Origin of the sequence: Vibrio penaeicida (genome assembly GCF_019977755.1) — a bacterium.
Lineage (GTDB): Bacteria > Pseudomonadota > Gammaproteobacteria > Enterobacterales > Vibrionaceae > Vibrio > Vibrio penaeicida.
The window spans coordinates 2,090,475-2,106,757 of record NZ_AP025144.1 but is presented as its reverse complement, the minus strand read 5'-3'; the positions used below and the strand labels follow the sequence as shown (position 1 = coordinate 2,106,757).

Genomic DNA, 16,283 nt, shown 5'->3' with positions numbered 1-16,283 from the left:
ATGAGTTGAATTTATCAATGCTATAGGAGATTAGCATGCAGGCAAATACATACCTTAAATACGCGGATATTAAAGGTGAAGCTACTGCTGAGCAGTACAAGGATCTGATCACTCTACTTTCTGTTGATTGGAGCGTAGGTCGTGAAATTACTTCTTACACAGGTACTGCTCAAGACCGTGAAGCAAGTTCTACTCGTTTGTACGACTTGACTATCACTAAACTGCAAGACCGCGCTTCTCCAGATCTATTCAAAGAAGCGACAATCGGTAAAGGTAAACCAGCTGTATTCCACATCACTAAGCAAGGTGAAAAAGTGGAAGAAATCATGAAGATCGAACTTACTGATGCAATGATTTCAAACTACGCTGTTTCTATCCAAGACGACCGTCCAGTTGAGACAATCACTATTTCTTACACAGAAATGATGATGACTGTTACTCCAACTGATGACAAGAACAACGTTGTTGCTCCTCTTGTTTACGGTTACAGCGGCGTTAAAGGTCAGCAAATGTAATTCATGTTGCGGGGCATTATTGTCCCGCACTTGTTTAACTTAGTAAGAAGTTTGTAATGAAAAAAGCGACACAAAGTAATAATTTTATAAAAATATCCACCGCATTTGGGTATGACACAATAATTCTGAATAGCTTTCAATATTATGAAGGGCTTTCAGAACTTTTCTCACTACAAGCTTTAGCCTATTTTAACGGCACTCAAGGTGAACTTAGCCAAATAATTGGTAAGCCAGCTGTCATTCTTATGGACAACTCTATAGCAGTAACAGACACGCCTAGATATTTCCACGGTGTTGTTACTAGCGCCCGTATTTTAGGTAGCCGAGTATCTTCGAGTAATGACGGTGAAAATTATAAAGACATTGAGCTAACTATTCAGCCTAGGTTGGCACTTTGTTCTTATCGGAAAAATAATCGAATCTTCCAAAATAAAGATGTTAAAGAAATTGTATCTTTATTATTGGGGGAACATGCTGTTGAGTTTAATTTAAAGCTCAATAAGTCTTATTCGAAGTACACATTTAAAGTTCAATATAATGAAACAGACCTCGATTTTGTATTAAGGCTTTTGGCTGAAGAGGGGATTGGTTTTAGCTTTCTTCATGAGGAATCAGGTCACAAGTTAGAGCTATTTGATGATTTGAGCTTTTACCAACCGAGTGCCGAAGCTGAAGTTATTCATACCACAGGGAGCTCAGAACAAGCTCACATCTCTTCTTGGCAAGAAACGCAGACTATTACGACTAAAGCAAGTTGTTTATCTGGCTTCGATATGCTCAAACCAAATAGTTTACCGAGCCACAATGTATTAATGAAACCTGTGTCTTACACTCCGCCCATGAGTGAATATTACGAGTACATGGGTGAAGAAGAAACTGCCGATAAGTATGCGTTTCGCAATCAACATATCCTTGAGTCGTTGCAAAGAGAAAGCCAAGTCTTTTCTGGTAATTCAAGTTGTCGCACATTTACAACAGGGCAAACATTCAAATTTGAAGATCACGAAGACAAAGCCTTTGTTGGTAAAGAGTTTGTTCTTTCTCATGTATCCATAAATGCTTCTGTTTTTAATCAGACTGGCAGCCATGGTAACTCGGCACAGGGCGTTGAAATTCAATTCTATTGTATGGATGTCAAAAAGCTCTTTAGACCATCCATTCCTCTTGGAAAGCCGAGAGTTCAAGGTATCCAGACGGCCATTGTTACAGGACCTTCTGAGGGCGATATTCATGTAGATAAACATGGTCGAATCAAGGTTCAGTTTCATTGGGATCGTGAAGGAAAGCGAGATGCACAAAGCTCTTGTTGGATCCGTGTTGCCCAGCAAAGTGCCGGAAACGGTTGGGGCAGTACATTTATTCCTCGTGTAGGGCAGGAGGTAATCGTTGAATTTATTAACGGAGATCCTGACCAACCTATTGTTATGGGGGCGCTATATAACGGTGCCAATGCAACCCCATATGCGCTTCCAGATAAAAAAACGCAAAGTGGCATTAAGAGCCGAAGTGTGAAAGGTGGTGCGAGTGATTTCAATGAACTGAGATTTGATGATAAGCCAGGAAAAGAGTTGGTTTACCTACATTCACAAAAAGACTTTCAGTCTGTTGTTGAAGACAGTGCCGATATCTTGGTGGAAAAAGACAAAGTTGAAACGGTGAATAATAATGAAGCGCATAACGTAGGGAAAAACCTCAGTATTGATGTAGGAGAGGTATTATCCCTGAGCGCAGGTAAGAATATTGAGATTAAAGTTGGAGGTGCATCGATAACGATGTCTAGCTCTGGCGAAATCAATATTAAAGGCAATCAAATTGCAATAAATGGGTCGGCTATTGATTTAAAAGCAGGGAAGATCGCTCTCAACTAGTTTAGCAAGAGAGTGAAGGCTTCATTTTAATTGGAATACGAATGCCTTTTACGCTTAGACCGGCATCACTGAGAGCTGGTCACCAAAATTTAAACAGTGTTTTGATGAAAACATCGAAGTACGAAATGAATATGGAGAGTTCGCAGTATGTTTCGGGTCCTGCGAACCGAATGATATCAAGTCAATCAGAAAGCTTAGTTTCTCGGCTTTGCGGTATTGTTAATAGGTGTCGTACAGACTTGGAGAAGGTGTCTGAACCTGCTCCTTGTCTTATTTTTTTGCCAGAAAAACAAACGTCAGATGATTTCACTCCTTTGTATCAGGAACTGAAAAGGTACTTCTACCCATTAAGAAGTTCTATGCCTAAGTTGATTTATACGTATGGACGAGCTTCGTTTCTGATGTCATTAGCCAAACTCGATAAGTTAATTCAGCAGTACTCTGATTCAGGGGTTTGGTTGTTAGGCATAGATTCATCCTCGGCGTTTTGTACTCAAGATGAAGTCGCAGAGCCGGAAATCTCGATTAATGATAGTTTTTTCCTCGTCAAAGCCGTTAGCTCAAAAGACGGTCTTGTTTTTGAATGGGGACAAATTGATGCATCGACGTTAGATAAACAATGTGGCGACAGTATTCGTTTTCTCATGAGAGCTGGAGCAAAGTCGGCTCGCACTTCGTTTACAAAGATCTGCCTCCCGTTTGGTGCACCACTGAATGTCGTCGAAGAATGGAGTAACGAAATTCATCATATTCACAAATATGTGAACGAACAGAGCGAGTATTCTTTCACTGAAACAGAAGTCGGTGATTTAGGGGCTAACAGCGGTCTTTGGAAAATTCTCCAACTAGAGCGTGAGCAAAGAACAAATCCGGTGGATGGCTTTCACTGTTTTCAACTTGATGTGTCTAACAACAAGTTTAGGGCGGCAGCAGCACTTACATGGCGTGTATAAAGAGCTAGCAATTAATGATTAAGGATAACTTCAGTAAATCGATTCGACGCGGATCTGAGCTTTATACTTTTTCCAACTACAAGCAAGGAAAAGGGAAATTAAAGTCGTTCCAAGATGAACGTGAAGCGTTAAATTTTGCACATTTCTTGTTTGCAAAATCAGATTCACAGTCTTTGGCTTTGCTTAGTCAATTATCTACCTTTAGTGCGACGAACGCTTCAGCACCACTTAAGGTGTTTGAGCGCCAAAATGCCCAAATTCAAGCGTTAGCCAACTCATTGGCTAACGGCAAGCTGTTTTGCTTTGTCGAAGCGTCGACTCCTTCCATTTCTAGCCCAGAGCTTGAAGAAGTCGTGTATGAAGAGGCAGCAAAAGAAGAAAAAGCGCCTTCAGATGGAAAATCGGAAGAGGCACAAGAAAATGAAAGTGCTTCATCCGACAGTCATACACCTGTGAGTGCTAAAGAACACGAAACGGGTGGTGACCCAGTTTCAATGGTGACAGGTGAAGAGCTCTTATCTCTTGAGGACTATACAAACCTAGAAGGTTTGAAATGGGTTCGCCATTACCGCTCTTCACTTTGTCAGCAAGACCAGGGAATGGGGCTTGGTTGGAGGCATAGTTATTGTTTTGACTTCTTAGAAAATAAGGATGAAGAAGAGAATGTAGAAAGCTGGCGCTTTGTCGATGATCTTGGCGATACCATTGAGTTCTTACCTGTAGGCAAAGGGGCTATCAGTTACCAGATAAGAGCAGGTGCTTCTTGCTTACATCATGCGAATGGTTACAGAATTGTCACGCTGTCAGATGGAACGCAATACAAGTTCTTTCTATTGAATGACATATGGAAACTGATTCAAATACGGGATATTGCGCTTAAGCAAATAGACCTAAAATATTCTTCTAATGGAAGGCTGATTGAATTGCATTCAAACAGTGTTCTCGCTCTGTATTGTCAATACGATAAAGAAGGGCAGCTTATTGGTCTAAGATGTCCGAATACCGAAGCTCTCGTTGTAGAATATACTGTCGAAGAAGGGGAGCTAACGTCCGCTAGCAATCAGTCTGGGCTAGTTGAAACGTATACTTACCGCAATGATGCATTACTTCTCACGAGAAAGCGTCCAAGTGGTTTCACTCATTACTTTGAATGGCAAGGTGATGGGAAAAATGCCAAGTGCATTCGAAACTACGGGGACAATAATACCTATGACTATCGTTTTTTGTTTGGTGATGGCGAATCCAGTTACACTGATACTTTAGGCAATCGCTGGCTTTTCAATCACGATAATAATGGTAAGCTGTTAAAGAAAACTAGCCCAGAAGGGCGTATTCAAGAATGGCAATACGATGAGTTAGGGCGGCTCGCCAAAGAAATTCAAGCTGATAGTACCTTCACTGAGCATTTTTATAACAAGTTTGGTCAGCTAGCAGTGAAGCGACGTAGCAGTGGTGCTGTTACGCAGTATCGTTACGATGAATCAGGCAGACCAGAAGCGATAGTTACGCCAGACGGGCAAACAAGCCGTCGCAAGTTCAATAGCCTTGGCCAGCTCGTTTCTAGTGTTGATGAAAGCCAAATCTCCAGCCAATATCACTATGACAAAAAAGGTCGCTTGATAGAGCGAACACAATCAAATGGCAACCATGAGCGCTGGTGGTGGAATGAACAGAACCAACTTCAGGGCTTACAAACGAACGGCACATTAATTCGTTACAGCCACAACCAATCTAATCAAATCAATGGGATGGCATACCCTGACGGGATGTTTGTCACTTTAGAACAGAATGACAGAGGTCAGTTAATTCGTCAGCGCACCTTTCACGCTTTTGATAAAAGCGTATGTCGTGAACATTCGTATTCTTACGACGATGCAGGACGTATTACATCCATTCAAACGCCAAGTGGTTTAACAGGGTTTGAATGGGGAGAGCTTTCTCAACCAGAAGGACTAAACCGCAGTGATGGCAGTGGGCTGTACTTTCAATACGATGGGGAGCGCAACCTAAAATCCATTCATCGAAGTGATAGCCTAGACTATCGCTTAGAGTTGTCACCGGATGGATTGTTAACTCAAACACAAGGGTTTGATGGGATAAAGCAACACTACCAGTACGATGTTTCTGGTCGCATCAGTGAATTACAATCCGGCAGTCGAGCTGTAAAAATTATCTACAATGCCCACGGTGATATTGCTTCGCTCAAAGGGAAAACAGGGCATACTTTCAATGAGTGTCATTTTCAGCATAGCCATGGAGGTAAACTTCTTCATGCATCAAATGAATCGACGAGCCTAGCCTTTGAATACAATGAGCGAGGTCTCCCTACCGCTGAATGGCAATCGACTGTCTGTGTCAGGTATCAATACAATGACAAAGGGCTTTGTGAAGCGCTCGAGTTGCCGAGCGGCGAGTTTCTTAACTTTGGCTACGATGAATTTGGTCGCCTAACCACAATTGCTCGCAGCGCTCAAAGCCTAGGTAACGCGTTATCACCGAACATCGAAATTCAATATGACCAGATGGGGCGGTTGGCTTCTCTCCATTATGGCGATAATCTCAACGAGACCAGAGCGTACGATGGCATCGGGCGGCTGAAATCTCAGGAGTGGGGCACTCGTAGTCGACAATACCGCTACGATGTCGCTCATAATCTTGCTAGCTATGTTGACAATGAACTAGGGCATACCCATTTTCATTACGACAAGCTGACTCAACTGACCCGTGTTAAAACACCCGACGATGTCTATAAGTATCGATTTGATAGTTTTGGCAACCCTGTGGGCGATGACATCGTAGTGGAGCAAGACCGCATATTGGAATTCGAAGGTCTGCGTTATCACTACGACGACCAAGGAAATCAAATAAAAGTCGCTGGTGGCGACCACTTGCAAAGGCGTGAGTTTAACGCGCTGAATCAACTGGTGACCGTCAACCACAATGGGAAGCTTGCCCACTACGAATACGATGCGCTAGGTCGCCGAAGTAAAAAGGCGACAGAAACGGGTGTCACCCAGTTTATCTGGCAAGGCAGAAAACTGATTGGAGAAGTCAATCAGGGCAGCTACCGTTGGTATCTCTATCAACCCAATAGCTACGCGCCGCTAATGCTGGTGATAGATGAAGTATGCTACTTTTACCAAAACGACCACCTAGGCACCCCAATCCGAATGGTCGATTTAAATGGCAAAGTGGTATGGCAAGCCAACTACAATCCACAAGGACAGGCATCCATTGAGGTAGAAGAGGTCGCGAACCCAATCCGCTTCCAAGGACAATACTTCGACCAAGAATCTGGGCTGCATTACAACCTAGCTAGATACTACGACCCATTCACAGGTCGCTTTATCCAACCCGACCCAATCGGCTTACTTGGCGGAATCAATCACTACCAATACGCTCCCAACCCAGTCATGTGGATAGACCCATCAGGTTTGTGTTGCGAAGAGCCAAACTCAGTCGTTGCTCCCAAAGTAGCGAATAGTGGTGTTGTAGAAACCCAAGTGGTTTCCAATTTAGTTACGCCTCATGTTTTTGGAAGTATCACTCCTATTAAAGGTTACGCTTCGCTTGGGTTCCTGAAAACAATGGTAAGCGATCTGACTTTTGGAATTGTATACGGGGGTAACTCTTCTATACCTGCATTACACCCAACCCCAGATGACTTAGCGGATATGCGAGCGTACGAAGAAGTCGCTGGCCTTGAGCGTTATGCGACAATGGTAACCCCTTCGGGGTTGGCTCGTTCTGCGACTAAGCATGCTGATGATGTTTTTGAGGTAGTAGATGCAGCAGTAGATGAGAAGGCATTGTCTTCATTAGCCAAATCTTCTGATAGTGCGTTGAATGTGGTGCCTGACTCAGATAACCTTGCTAGATTGACTGGAAATGCTTCAAGTAAGTACACGCAGCAATCACCGATAGAGTTTGATCATGTTTTAAGGGCTGATTACACTAAACGAGGTAAGCCTACAGGAGGTCATAGTTTGCTTTATGGTGATGTTCGTATTGTGAGCGGTACGGAGTCAGTTCCTGACATAGCAGGTGTTTATAAGGCAACTATACAAGTTCCTGATCCAACAGACTCAGGGAAGTGGATCACCAAGACTAGTAACAACTCGACAAATACTATGTTTCCAAAAGATTGGGATGAAATACGTATAAAAAGAGAGATTGATGCTGCATGGAGTGATCCTAATAAGATTGTCCAGGGCGATAAATGGATTTCTGTTACACCTTCTGGCGTCAAGGTTGAAGGTTGGATTAAGCCAAGAGCTACGGTTTATCCTGTATATCAAACACCATAAATTCTTTGAGGTATAGAATGAAGTTAAGATTATATTATGCTAATGGTGGGAACCATCCCGTCCTTGGTCAGATTTACCATAAATGTCAAGAGTTTTCAGGTGGTAGCAGCACAGCTAGATATCAAAGATACCTAGCTAATATTTTAACCTGTGTTGCTCAGTCTATTGATGACTGTGATCGGATATTAGCGCAAATTAAAAAAATTGAAACAGGGCAAGATAACGAACTAGAAATTGAAGGAAACGACGTAGAAATTACCCTATCAAAAGCTTATATTCAAGTTGATATAATCATCAATGATGACTGGGTTGGTCAAAAAGAAGGCAGGTTTTCATTTTCGGAATTTAAAACTGTAATCAAAGCATGGGAAAGTTTTCTCAAGTTACCTGAGAAATTTGATTCTGAAGTCGTTATAGATCTGTGAATAAGACCAGTGAACTCATAGCACCATATTTAGAGCGTGAGTTTACCCCCAAATGAATGCTCAGATAATATTGCGTAAGATTCTAGCTTTTTGAGGGGACGTTCATCTCTCGCTTTACTGAGCGTATAAGTATTCTGTAAATTAGTAATGATGTTTTTATAACCTGTGATGGTGAATAACGATAACTGCCTGTTAATTCGCCAGCGTATGTTTCACGACTTATCCGTATTCCTATGGTTATGCAGTACGTTGTAACTCCAGCTTTTTGAAGCGCGTGAAATCAAACCTATCGTTTTGATTTACAATATTACATGGAACTCTTGTCACGTTTATTTTTAACACAAATATATCGGCTCGGTGAAGTCTAGAACACATGAATAATTTCAAAGAACCTCTGAAAACTGTGTTAAAGAAATATTGCCACATTGAATGCTATGATCCTGAATTGATTAAAAGAGCTGTAGTCTCAGGGAAAGGTTTTCCTTATGACTTTGAGTTATTCAAGGAGCAGCTAAGAGACGCAATAGATCAAAATCTGATTAGTCCCTCTGAGTATGAGCAACTAACTGAGGAAGATTTTGATTCGAGAGAAAACCTGAATGAATGGTTAGAAGAGCTATTGGATGATTTGAGTTAATAGAAGTAAACTTTGTCCATGAAGAATAATATTTTGACTTATCAATTGGATACCTAACAGCAATGTCCCAAGGAAATGTGTCAAAAGATATTGCAAGGTCAGCCTACGAAGAAGTAGCAGTTCATGTTTGCCTTATCAACTCTCGAATCTTTAGCCCAGCATCACCTTAGAGCACCTCATAATCTCGCTAGCTATGTCGACAATGAACTAGGGCATACCCATTTTCATTACGACAAGCTGACTCAACTGACCCGTGTTAAAACACCCGACGATGTTTATAAGTATTGATTCGATAGTTTTGGCAATCCCGTGGGTGATGACATTGTTGTGGAGAAAGACCGCATACTGGAATTCGAAGGTCTGCGTTATCACTACGACGACCAAGGAAATCAAATAAAAGTCGCAGGTGGCGACCACTTGCAAAGGCGTGAGTTTAACGCGCTGAATCAACTGGTGACCGTCAACCACAATGGGAAGCTTGCCCACTACGAATACGATGCGCTAGGTCGCCGAAGCAAAAAGACGACAGAAACAGGCGTCACCCAGTTTATCTGGCAAGGCAGCAAACTGATTGGTGAAGTCACCCAGAGCAGCTACCGTTGGTATATCTATCAACCCAATAGCCACGTGCCGCTGTTGTTTCCAATCTCGACTTCAAAGATCGATACCCCAAAATTAAGCTAAATGTGTTTGCTGGAGAGTAATTGTGGATAAATGGACGTATGAAGAGCTTCAAGAATTTATTCGTGAAGATATTGAAGAGTTTTTGAACGATGGGTTAAATATCAGGCAAGCAACTTCGCGTGTGCAGGTTGAATATGCTAAAGCAATTCAAAGTAGTGATTTAGAAAAACTAATTATCTTCATGGTTTTGTGTAAAGAGGGAGTGGAGCACGGTTTTCTAAGAGATGATATTAAAGAGGATACTCTGAATTTGTTGGAGCAGATTAATCTAGAGCAATGTGATCGAATGATTGACCATGACGAAAGGCAAAGGTTAAGAGATGATATGAGTAGGACGTCGGCTTTGCTATTGTATATCTAGAAGATTACTGATTGGCCACGAACAAGATAAGAATTGTTGAATCAGCCGTCATAAAAGACAATACCGCTTCAATGTTGGGTTACTTGAATAGGTCCAACACTTCATTGGAAATGTTAGACCTAACAAATATACAAATTTGTTTACAGCACTTTACAAGCGAAGCCTTTTAGATAAAAACCTTCAGGGTAAGCGGTGTCGACAGGGTGATCGGCGGCTTGCTCGAATCGCTCCACAAACTTTACGTTTCGTCCTGCGTCCACAGCGGCATCAGCGATGATTTTTTGGAACAAATCACTTTCCATCAAACCGGAACAAGAGTAAGTGAGTAAGGTTCCGCCTGGGTTTAGGATTTGCATTGCAAGCATGTTGATGTCTTTATAGCCTCTGCATGCACCATTAAGTTGAGACTTAGATTCCGCAAACTTTGGTGGGTCCATAATGACGACATCAAATTTTGTACCTTGATCGCGGTATTCGCGAAGCAGCTTGAATACATCGGCATTAAGGAAGACAGCACGCTTTTTCGATATATCAAAGCCATTGGCTTCTGCATTGAACTTGGCAGTATCTAACGCTGGTTGAGAAACATCAGCATTGATGACACGCTTAGCGCCGCCTTTTAAGGCGTATAAACCAAACCCGCCCGTATAGGAGAAACAGTTAAGAACTTCTTTGTCCTTTACGTATTTCATCGCTTGTAAACGACTGTCTCGTTGGTCAAGATAAAAACCAGTCTTATGACCATTTACGATATCGACATTAATTTTTACACCATTCTCTTCGATGGTAACGAATTTCGGTGGTAAATCACCGTGCAAAACGCCTACGATTTCCTCTAACCCTTCTTTCTTTCTTACAGATACATCTGAACGCTCGTAAATATTGTGATTCGGGAAGCACGCAATAAGCGCGTTAACGATCGTGGCTTTGTTATGTTCCGCTCCAGCGCTTAAAAGCTGACACACGAGAAAGTTATCATACTTGTCTATAGTGATGCCCGGCAGCCCATCTGATTCAGCGGCGATTAAGCGATATCCAGTCAGCCCATCTCTCGCAATGATGTCTTCTCTAAGAAGCTGGGCATCGCGAATACGTTTCTCAAAAAAAGATTGGTCTATTTTATCGGATTTATCGAAAGACCAAACACGCGCTCTGATTTGCGATTTCGGAGAAAATGCGGCTTTTGCTAGCCATTGACCTGAATGCGCAAATACGTCAACTGTTTCGCCCATTTCAGGCTCACCTGTTACCTTTTCAATGCCTCGTGAAAATATCCAAGGGTGTTTGCGACGAAGTGATTTTTCACGACCTTTAGTCAAATGTATAGCAGGAGTCATATACCAGCCTGATGTTCGAAGTTGGGTAGGGGCGGTATTTTCTGTCAGCATGAGGACAATTGCAAATGGATATCACGATGTTGTTTCAGTTAATTGACTTTTTACTTTTCGAGAGGGCGAAGGAAATGTGAAATGCCGTTAGAGTAGTATAAAAATTGGTAGAAAGGGCCACAGTAGCGACCCTTTATTTGAAAGTAAGTTTAAGCTTTTAGTCCGGTTAGCAAAGCTTCCATTTGATTACTTTGATTTTTAAGACTTTCGATATTGCCGTTAGCGGACTGAATCAAATGATTCACCTCAACAGATTGGCTACGGATGTCTTCAACACTTAATGCTATGTTATCGGCAACCACGCCTTGCTCTTCCGCTGCCGTAGCTATTTGAATGCTGCATTCCGAAAGCTGTTCATTTTTAGCAGATAAGTTGCCAATTTCAACGTCTACTTCACTCATGAGACCTTGACCTTGTGAGGCGTTATCGACAGTTACTTCCATTAGCTTAGTGAGTGACGAGCTATTGTTTTGCAGTGACTCAATCATAGATTGGATTTCAATGGTAGCTTGTTGTGCTCGCCCTGCAAGGGTACGAACTTCGTCTGCAACAACGGCAAAACCTCGTCCTTGTTCGCCAGCTCGGGCTGCTTCTATCGCTGCGTTGAGTGCCAATAGGTTAGTTTGTTCAGAAATAGAGCCAATGGTTGCAACCACTTCATCAATTTGAGCAGCATTCGCATCTAACTCTGCGACAGCTTGGGCTGCAGATTGGATTTCAGTGCTCAAACTGGAAATAGACGTTAATGTATCCGCCACTTTACGTTGCCCGCCTTGGGCTACTGCTTTAGCTTCTTCTGTTTGGCTGCTAGAGCCTTGCGCGAGTTTTGCGACTTCTCTAATGGTCGTTGCCATTTCTTCAGAGGCGCTGGCAAGCGAGTCCAAATTTTCCTGTTGCTTAGATGAGATATTGTAGCTTGACGTTGATGACTGATTTAACTCGGAGCTAATTTGCTGCATTAAGGCGACGGATTCCTGCATAGATAGCACCAGTTTTTGCTCTCGCTCCGACACCTTATCGATATTAATTGCGATTACGCTAAATTCATCTCTAACAGGGAAATAATTTAATCGATTAGTTAAATCCCCGTTGGATAGAGTCGTCAGCGCTTTGTTTGCCGAGAACATTGCTCCACCAATAAAGGTCATAATATAGTAGACGCTTAAGCCAACAAGAATAAGACAAGCCGCAATGGATGAAACTTGAGCAACTGACAATGAGGAAAGCAAGTTAGCTGAAGGTGATGCCGTGAGCGAGTATTGCCCATCTGAAGTCGTGACAGAGTTAAAGCCTGATCCGAACTGTATGTTAGGGGACTGGGAAATAAGGGTGTGAATTTCTTTACTTTCTAGCTCAGATTTTTCAATAAGTGTTGCGACCGTTCTGAGTTCTTGCGCAATCGTTTGCGTTGTGAGTTCATTGGCTGCGTAGTTTAAGATGGAGGAAATAATGATGATGGCTAGAGTAGGAAGAAGAAATAGAAGGTAAAACTTTTCCTGCAATTTCAGATGGATAAGGTATTTATCAATCCATCTAAATGGTATTTCTTTCATGATTTAAATAGTCCCTATTAACAACAAATAACAGATATTATTGACAGAATACACTATAACATCGAGCAATTTAAAGGAATATACGCATGTCTCAAAAGTCAGTTAAGTTTTGTGTGAAAGGATTAGTTCAAGGTGTGGGATTTCGATTTCACACCGCTCATCAAGGGTTAAAGTTAGGTTTGTCAGGCTACGCAAAAAACCTAACTAATGGCGATGTTGAAGTCGTAGCGAGTGGAGAGATGAGCAGAATCAATGAATTAGCGTTGTGGTTAGAAAGTGGTCCTAAAACCTCCAACGTAAAATCAGTAGCAGCCAAAGAGATAGACTTTGAGGATCACACGGGCTTTGAAATATTGTAAGAAATAATTATAAGCACTTTGCAGGTTTAGGTAGGCCCGCAAGCTTTGTCGCCTGCTTGGCTGGACCTTGGCGGAAAAGCTTAAAAAGGTACTTACTATTCCCTTTTTCTGGTCCATGTTCTTTTTCTATCGCTTTTACCAACATACGTACAGCAGGAGACGTATTGAATTCTTCATAGAATTTACGGACGAAACGAATGACTTCCCAGTGAGCCTCTGTCAGCTCAATTCCTTCAGCTTCAGCCAGCATAGGTACTAGATCTTCATCCCAATCTGTGTGATTACATAAATACCCTTGAGCGTCGGTCTCAATTGTTTTGCCTTGGTGTTCAATCATCGTCATCATTCTCTGAAGAAATTACGGTGGCGTAGATTATCTTAGTTAACACAAACTTTAAAGCACAAAAAAACCCGGTAGAAACCGGGTTTTCGATTAGTGCAATACGAACTTAATCGTCATTCATAATACCTAGGATGCTTAGCAAGCTGATGAAGATATTGTAGATAGACACATACAATGTCACGGTTGCTGAAATGTAGTTTGTCTCACCACCACGAATGATGCCTTGAGTTGTCATTAGTATCGCCATTGTGGAAAAAACAATAAACAAGCTGCTAAGTGCGAGGCTTAAGATTGGTGATTGGAAGAAGAAACTTGCAATCATGCCACCAATAAGGACAACGAATAGTGACAGCATCAAGCCGCCTAGCATCGAAAGGTCGCGTTTAGTTGTCATTGCATACGCAGATGCACCAATAAAGGCCAACGCTGTACCACCAAGGGCAGTAACGATCGCTTCACCCATGCCTGCACCGATGTAGGCATTTAAGATTGGTCCAAGTGTATAGCCCATAAAGCCTGTGAATAGGAAAGTAAACACCAAGCCCATCGAGTTATTTTTGTTCTTTTCAGTTAAGAACAGAAGACCGTAAAAACCTACTAGGGTAATGATGATTCCTGGATGTGGAAGGTTCATTGCCATTGACACGCCAGCAACGCCAGCAGACCAAAGTAGAGTAAGTGAAAGTAGGAAGTAGGTATTTCTCAATACCTTGTTGGTTTGGATCAGACTCTCGGTATGGCGAGAATTTGATACTATTGGACCGTTCATAATGTTCCTCGTCGTATGACTAGTTATTTATAAGACATTTATGGCGCTTAAAGTTCCAAAAATCAAGGGCTGTAAGCAATGTATGTCTAAAAAATGGTACGAAAAATAAAGAGATATGTATTAAACCGTTTGTAACATATTGTTACTGTGCAGTTAGATACTTGGTATTTCATTGTTTGGAATTCTCTAAAAAGAGAAAGGTGGCAAAGCCACCTTTCAAATTCACCTTAGATTTCAAGGTTAATGCAAATCAGTGGTGCAGTATTTGACTCAAGAAATTCTGAGTTCTGTCTGATTGTGGGTTTTCAAAGAAATCGACCGGGTTATTTTCTTCAATGATTTCACCCGCATCCATAAAGATAACGCGATCGGCGACTTCTTTAGCAAATCCCATCTCGTGCGTAACACACAACATAGTCATTCCTTCGCCTGCCAGTTCAACCATTACATCTAACACTTCACGTACCATTTCAGGGTCGAGAGCGGATGTTGGTTCATCGAACAACATAACTTGAGGGCTCATGCAAAGTGAGCGTGCAATCGCTACACGTTGCTGCTGCCCACCAGAAAGCTGGCCTGGAAACTTGTCGGCTTGATCAGGGATCTTAACGCGCTCTAAGTATTTCATTGCGATGGCTTCTGCTTCCTCTTTAGGCATTTTCTTTACCCAGATAGGAGCAAGCGTACAATTTTCCAAAACCGTTAGGTGAGGGAATAGATTGAAGTGCTGGAAGCACATACCAACTTCACGACGAACCGCTTCGATGTTTTTCAAATCTTCTGTGAGTTCAGTGCCTGAAACAACGATTTGACCTTTTTGATGCTCTTCTAAACGGTTAATACAACGGATCATCGTTGATTTACCAGAACCTGAAGGGCCACATATGACGATTTTTTCGCCTTTCTTCACGTTCAAATTGATGTTCTTTAGTACGTGAAATTCACCGTACCACTTGTTCATGTCCGTTAACTGGATCATGTAATCTTCTTGTTGCGTCATAATACGTCCTTGAACCTGTTAATTATCGTTTGTGACCGGTATGAAGTTTGTTCTCAAGCCATATCGAATACCTCGACATACCAAAGCAGAACACCCAGAACACTAACGCGACAAATACATAACTTTCAGTTGCAAAGCCCAACCACTCGGGGTCTGTGTTTGCAGCTTGACCAATACCGAGTACGTCAAACATACCAATAATTAGTACCAAACTGGTATCTTTAAATAGCCCTATGAAAGTATTAACAATCGATGGAATCGTAATTTTTAAGGCTTGCGGTAAAATGATTAAGCCCATTTTTTTCCAGTATGACAAGCCTAAAGCATCTGCTGCTTCATACTGTCCTTTTGGAATAGCTTGTAAACCACCACGAATCACCTCTGCCATGTAAGCCGCACTAAACATGACTACACCGATAAGAGCGCGAAGCAGTTTATCTGTCTCTGAGCCTTCAGAAAGGAACAAAGGCAACATAACCGATGCCATGAATAGGACGGTAATCAATGGCACGCCACGCCAAACTTCGATATAGACGGTACACAGGCTGCGTATTATTGGCATCTCGGAGCGTCGACCCAGCGCGAGCGCAACCCCAATAGGTAGAGAGACAATAATACCGACGAGTGCGATGATTAGAGTTACAAGTAGACCACCCCATTTATGCGTGTCGACAACTTCTAAGCCAAAAACACCACCGTACAGAAGCCCTGCGGCTAAAAATGGGTAAATATTGACAAAGAATAGCCAAATCCACGTTCTTTTCGGTGTGCCTTCATAGGCAAGTAAACCAACAAAAATGGCAAGCGTTGCGAAGAACAGTTGCGGTCGCCATAACTCTTCAGCAGGATAGAACCCGAACATGAACTGATCCCATCGTACACTGATGAATACCCAGCATGCTCCTTCTCTTGAACAATCTTCTCGTGTTGTGCCTACCCAATCTGCAGATAGAAAACCCCAGTCAATAATGTTCCAAGTTGCCATCAATGCAATGTAACCAAGAATCAAAGTAACAACAGAGTTTACAGGACCATTGAATAGATTTTTTCTCATCCAGCCAACAATACCTACAGTATTAGCAGGAGGCGGGAGATCTGGTTGAAATTGATGTTGTGTCATA

At 42.1% G+C, this 16,283-nt stretch carries 16 protein-coding genes; 10 read left to right on the top strand and 6 right to left on the bottom strand.

Going from position 1 to position 16,283, the window contains the following annotated elements; all coding sequences use genetic code 11:
• Positions 1 to 35 precede the first annotated feature (35 nt).
• The 9 genes from LDO37_RS09405 (at position 36) to LDO37_RS09365 (ending at position 9,750) form a co-directional block, all read left to right on the top strand.
• A complete protein-coding gene (locus LDO37_RS09405; protein WP_101115393.1) occupies positions 36 to 515 on the top strand; it encodes an Hcp family type VI secretion system effector in 480 nt (159 codons plus the stop codon).
• 56 nt (positions 516 to 571) lie between these two features.
• The gene (gene tssI / locus LDO37_RS09400; RefSeq protein ID WP_224056014.1) at positions 572 to 2,383 is read left to right on the top strand and encodes a type VI secretion system tip protein TssI/VgrG; all 1,812 of its coding nucleotides are present in this window, start codon (positions 572 to 574) and stop codon (positions 2,381 to 2,383) included.
• A 41-nt stretch (positions 2,384 to 2,424) separates the two neighbouring features.
• Positions 2,425 to 3,336 carry a hypothetical protein gene (locus LDO37_RS09395; RefSeq protein ID WP_126607621.1) on the top strand — a complete coding sequence of 304 codons (912 nt, stop codon included), beginning with the start codon at positions 2,425 to 2,427 and terminating at the stop codon, positions 3,334 to 3,336.
• Between the two features lie 14 nt (positions 3,337 to 3,350).
• The gene (locus LDO37_RS09390) at positions 3,351 to 7,643 is read left to right on the top strand and encodes an RHS repeat-associated core domain-containing protein (protein WP_126607620.1); all 4,293 of its coding nucleotides are present in this window, start codon (positions 3,351 to 3,353) and stop codon (positions 7,641 to 7,643) included.
• 17 nt (positions 7,644 to 7,660) lie between these two features.
• Positions 7,661 to 8,068: a hypothetical protein gene (locus tag LDO37_RS09385; RefSeq protein WP_126607619.1), complete on the top strand. Its 408-nt coding sequence runs from the start codon at positions 7,661 to 7,663 to the stop codon at positions 8,066 to 8,068.
• 373 nt (positions 8,069 to 8,441) lie between these two features.
• Positions 8,442 to 8,705: a hypothetical protein gene (locus LDO37_RS09380; protein WP_126607618.1), complete on the top strand. Its 264-nt coding sequence runs from the start codon at positions 8,442 to 8,444 to the stop codon at positions 8,703 to 8,705.
• A 123-nt stretch (positions 8,706 to 8,828) separates the two neighbouring features.
• Complete coding sequence (locus LDO37_RS09375) at positions 8,829 to 8,993, top strand: hypothetical protein (RefSeq protein WP_185829787.1); 165 nt, start codon at positions 8,829 to 8,831, stop codon at positions 8,991 to 8,993.
• 21 nt (positions 8,994 to 9,014) lie between these two features.
• Positions 9,015 to 9,389 (top strand): RHS repeat domain-containing protein, encoded by a 375-nt coding sequence (locus tag LDO37_RS09370; protein WP_126607617.1) that lies wholly within the window; start codon positions 9,015 to 9,017, stop codon positions 9,387 to 9,389.
• Between the two features lie 22 nt (positions 9,390 to 9,411).
• A complete protein-coding gene (locus LDO37_RS09365; RefSeq protein ID WP_185829786.1) occupies positions 9,412 to 9,750 on the top strand; it encodes an Imm3 family immunity protein in 339 nt (112 codons plus the stop codon).
• A 140-nt stretch (positions 9,751 to 9,890) separates the two neighbouring features.
• Here LDO37_RS09365 and LDO37_RS09360 read toward each other — a convergent pair whose 3' ends face one another.
• Positions 9,891 to 11,087 carry a class I SAM-dependent methyltransferase gene (locus LDO37_RS09360; RefSeq protein ID WP_126607623.1) on the bottom strand — a complete coding sequence of 399 codons (1,197 nt, stop codon included), beginning with the start codon at positions 11,085 to 11,087 and terminating at the stop codon, positions 9,891 to 9,893.
• A gap of 200 nt (positions 11,088 to 11,287) precedes the next feature.
• Positions 11,288 to 12,691, bottom strand: a complete 1,404-nt coding sequence (locus tag LDO37_RS09355) for a methyl-accepting chemotaxis protein (RefSeq protein ID WP_126607615.1) — start codon at positions 12,689 to 12,691, stop codon at positions 11,288 to 11,290.
• Positions 12,692 to 12,777: 86 nt separating this feature from the next.
• Here LDO37_RS09355 and yccX point away from each other — a divergent pair, with 86 nt between their 5' ends.
• Positions 12,778 to 13,050 carry an acylphosphatase gene (yccX, locus tag LDO37_RS09350; protein ID WP_126609630.1) on the top strand — a complete coding sequence of 91 codons (273 nt, stop codon included), beginning with the start codon at positions 12,778 to 12,780 and terminating at the stop codon, positions 13,048 to 13,050.
• Positions 13,051 to 13,057: 7 nt separating this feature from the next.
• Here the strand turns inward: yccX and LDO37_RS09345 are convergent, their stop codons facing one another.
• From LDO37_RS09345 to LDO37_RS09330, 4 genes are all read right to left on the bottom strand, one after another.
• Positions 13,058 to 13,387, bottom strand: a complete 330-nt coding sequence (locus LDO37_RS09345; RefSeq protein ID WP_101113896.1) for a TusE/DsrC/DsvC family sulfur relay protein — start codon at positions 13,385 to 13,387, stop codon at positions 13,058 to 13,060.
• A gap of 112 nt (positions 13,388 to 13,499) precedes the next feature.
• Positions 13,500 to 14,162 carry a Bax inhibitor-1/YccA family protein gene (locus LDO37_RS09340; RefSeq protein WP_104399819.1) on the bottom strand — a complete coding sequence of 221 codons (663 nt, stop codon included), beginning with the start codon at positions 14,160 to 14,162 and terminating at the stop codon, positions 13,500 to 13,502.
• A gap of 250 nt (positions 14,163 to 14,412) precedes the next feature.
• On the bottom strand, positions 14,413 to 15,162 hold the full coding sequence (locus tag LDO37_RS09335) for an amino acid ABC transporter ATP-binding protein (RefSeq protein ID WP_101113894.1): 750 nt from the start codon (positions 15,160 to 15,162) through the stop codon (positions 14,413 to 14,415).
• A 22-nt stretch (positions 15,163 to 15,184) separates the two neighbouring features.
• A complete protein-coding gene (locus LDO37_RS09330) occupies positions 15,185 to 16,282 on the bottom strand; it encodes an amino acid ABC transporter permease (RefSeq protein WP_126609631.1) in 1,098 nt (365 codons plus the stop codon).
• Position 16,283: the final 1 nt, after the last annotated feature.

Excerpts from the sequence above, each read along its gene's own strand:
- LDO37_RS09405 (WP_101115393.1), top strand. The coding sequence starts at position 36 with ATGCAGGCAAATACATACCTTAAATACGCGGATATTAAAGGTGAAGCT.
- tssI (WP_224056014.1), top strand. The coding sequence starts at position 572 with ATGAAAAAAGCGACACAAAGTAATAATTTTATAAAAATATCCACCGCA.
- LDO37_RS09395 (WP_126607621.1), top strand. The coding sequence starts at position 2,425 with ATGCCTTTTACGCTTAGACCGGCATCACTGAGAGCTGGTCACCAAAAT.
- LDO37_RS09390 (WP_126607620.1), top strand. The coding sequence starts at position 3,351 with ATGATTAAGGATAACTTCAGTAAATCGATTCGACGCGGATCTGAGCTT.
- LDO37_RS09385 (WP_126607619.1), top strand. The coding sequence starts at position 7,661 with ATGAAGTTAAGATTATATTATGCTAATGGTGGGAACCATCCCGTCCTT.
- LDO37_RS09380 (WP_126607618.1), top strand. The coding sequence starts at position 8,442 with ATGAATAATTTCAAAGAACCTCTGAAAACTGTGTTAAAGAAATATTGC.
- LDO37_RS09375 (WP_185829787.1), top strand. The coding sequence starts at position 8,829 with ATGTTTGCCTTATCAACTCTCGAATCTTTAGCCCAGCATCACCTTAGA.
- LDO37_RS09360 (WP_126607623.1), bottom strand. The coding sequence starts at position 11,087 with ATGACTCCTGCTATACATTTGACTAAAGGTCGTGAAAAATCACTTCGT.
- LDO37_RS09355 (WP_126607615.1), bottom strand. The coding sequence starts at position 12,691 with ATGAAAGAAATACCATTTAGATGGATTGATAAATACCTTATCCATCTG.
- yccX (WP_126609630.1), top strand. The coding sequence starts at position 12,778 with ATGTCTCAAAAGTCAGTTAAGTTTTGTGTGAAAGGATTAGTTCAAGGT.
- LDO37_RS09345 (WP_101113896.1), bottom strand. The coding sequence starts at position 13,387 with ATGATTGAACACCAAGGCAAAACAATTGAGACCGACGCTCAAGGGTAT.
- LDO37_RS09340 (WP_104399819.1), bottom strand. The coding sequence starts at position 14,162 with ATGAACGGTCCAATAGTATCAAATTCTCGCCATACCGAGAGTCTGATC.
- LDO37_RS09335 (WP_101113894.1), bottom strand. The coding sequence starts at position 15,162 with ATGACGCAACAAGAAGATTACATGATCCAGTTAACGGACATGAACAAG.
- LDO37_RS09330 (WP_126609631.1), bottom strand. The coding sequence starts at position 16,282 with ATGACACAACATCAATTTCAACCAGATCTCCCGCCTCCTGCTAATACT.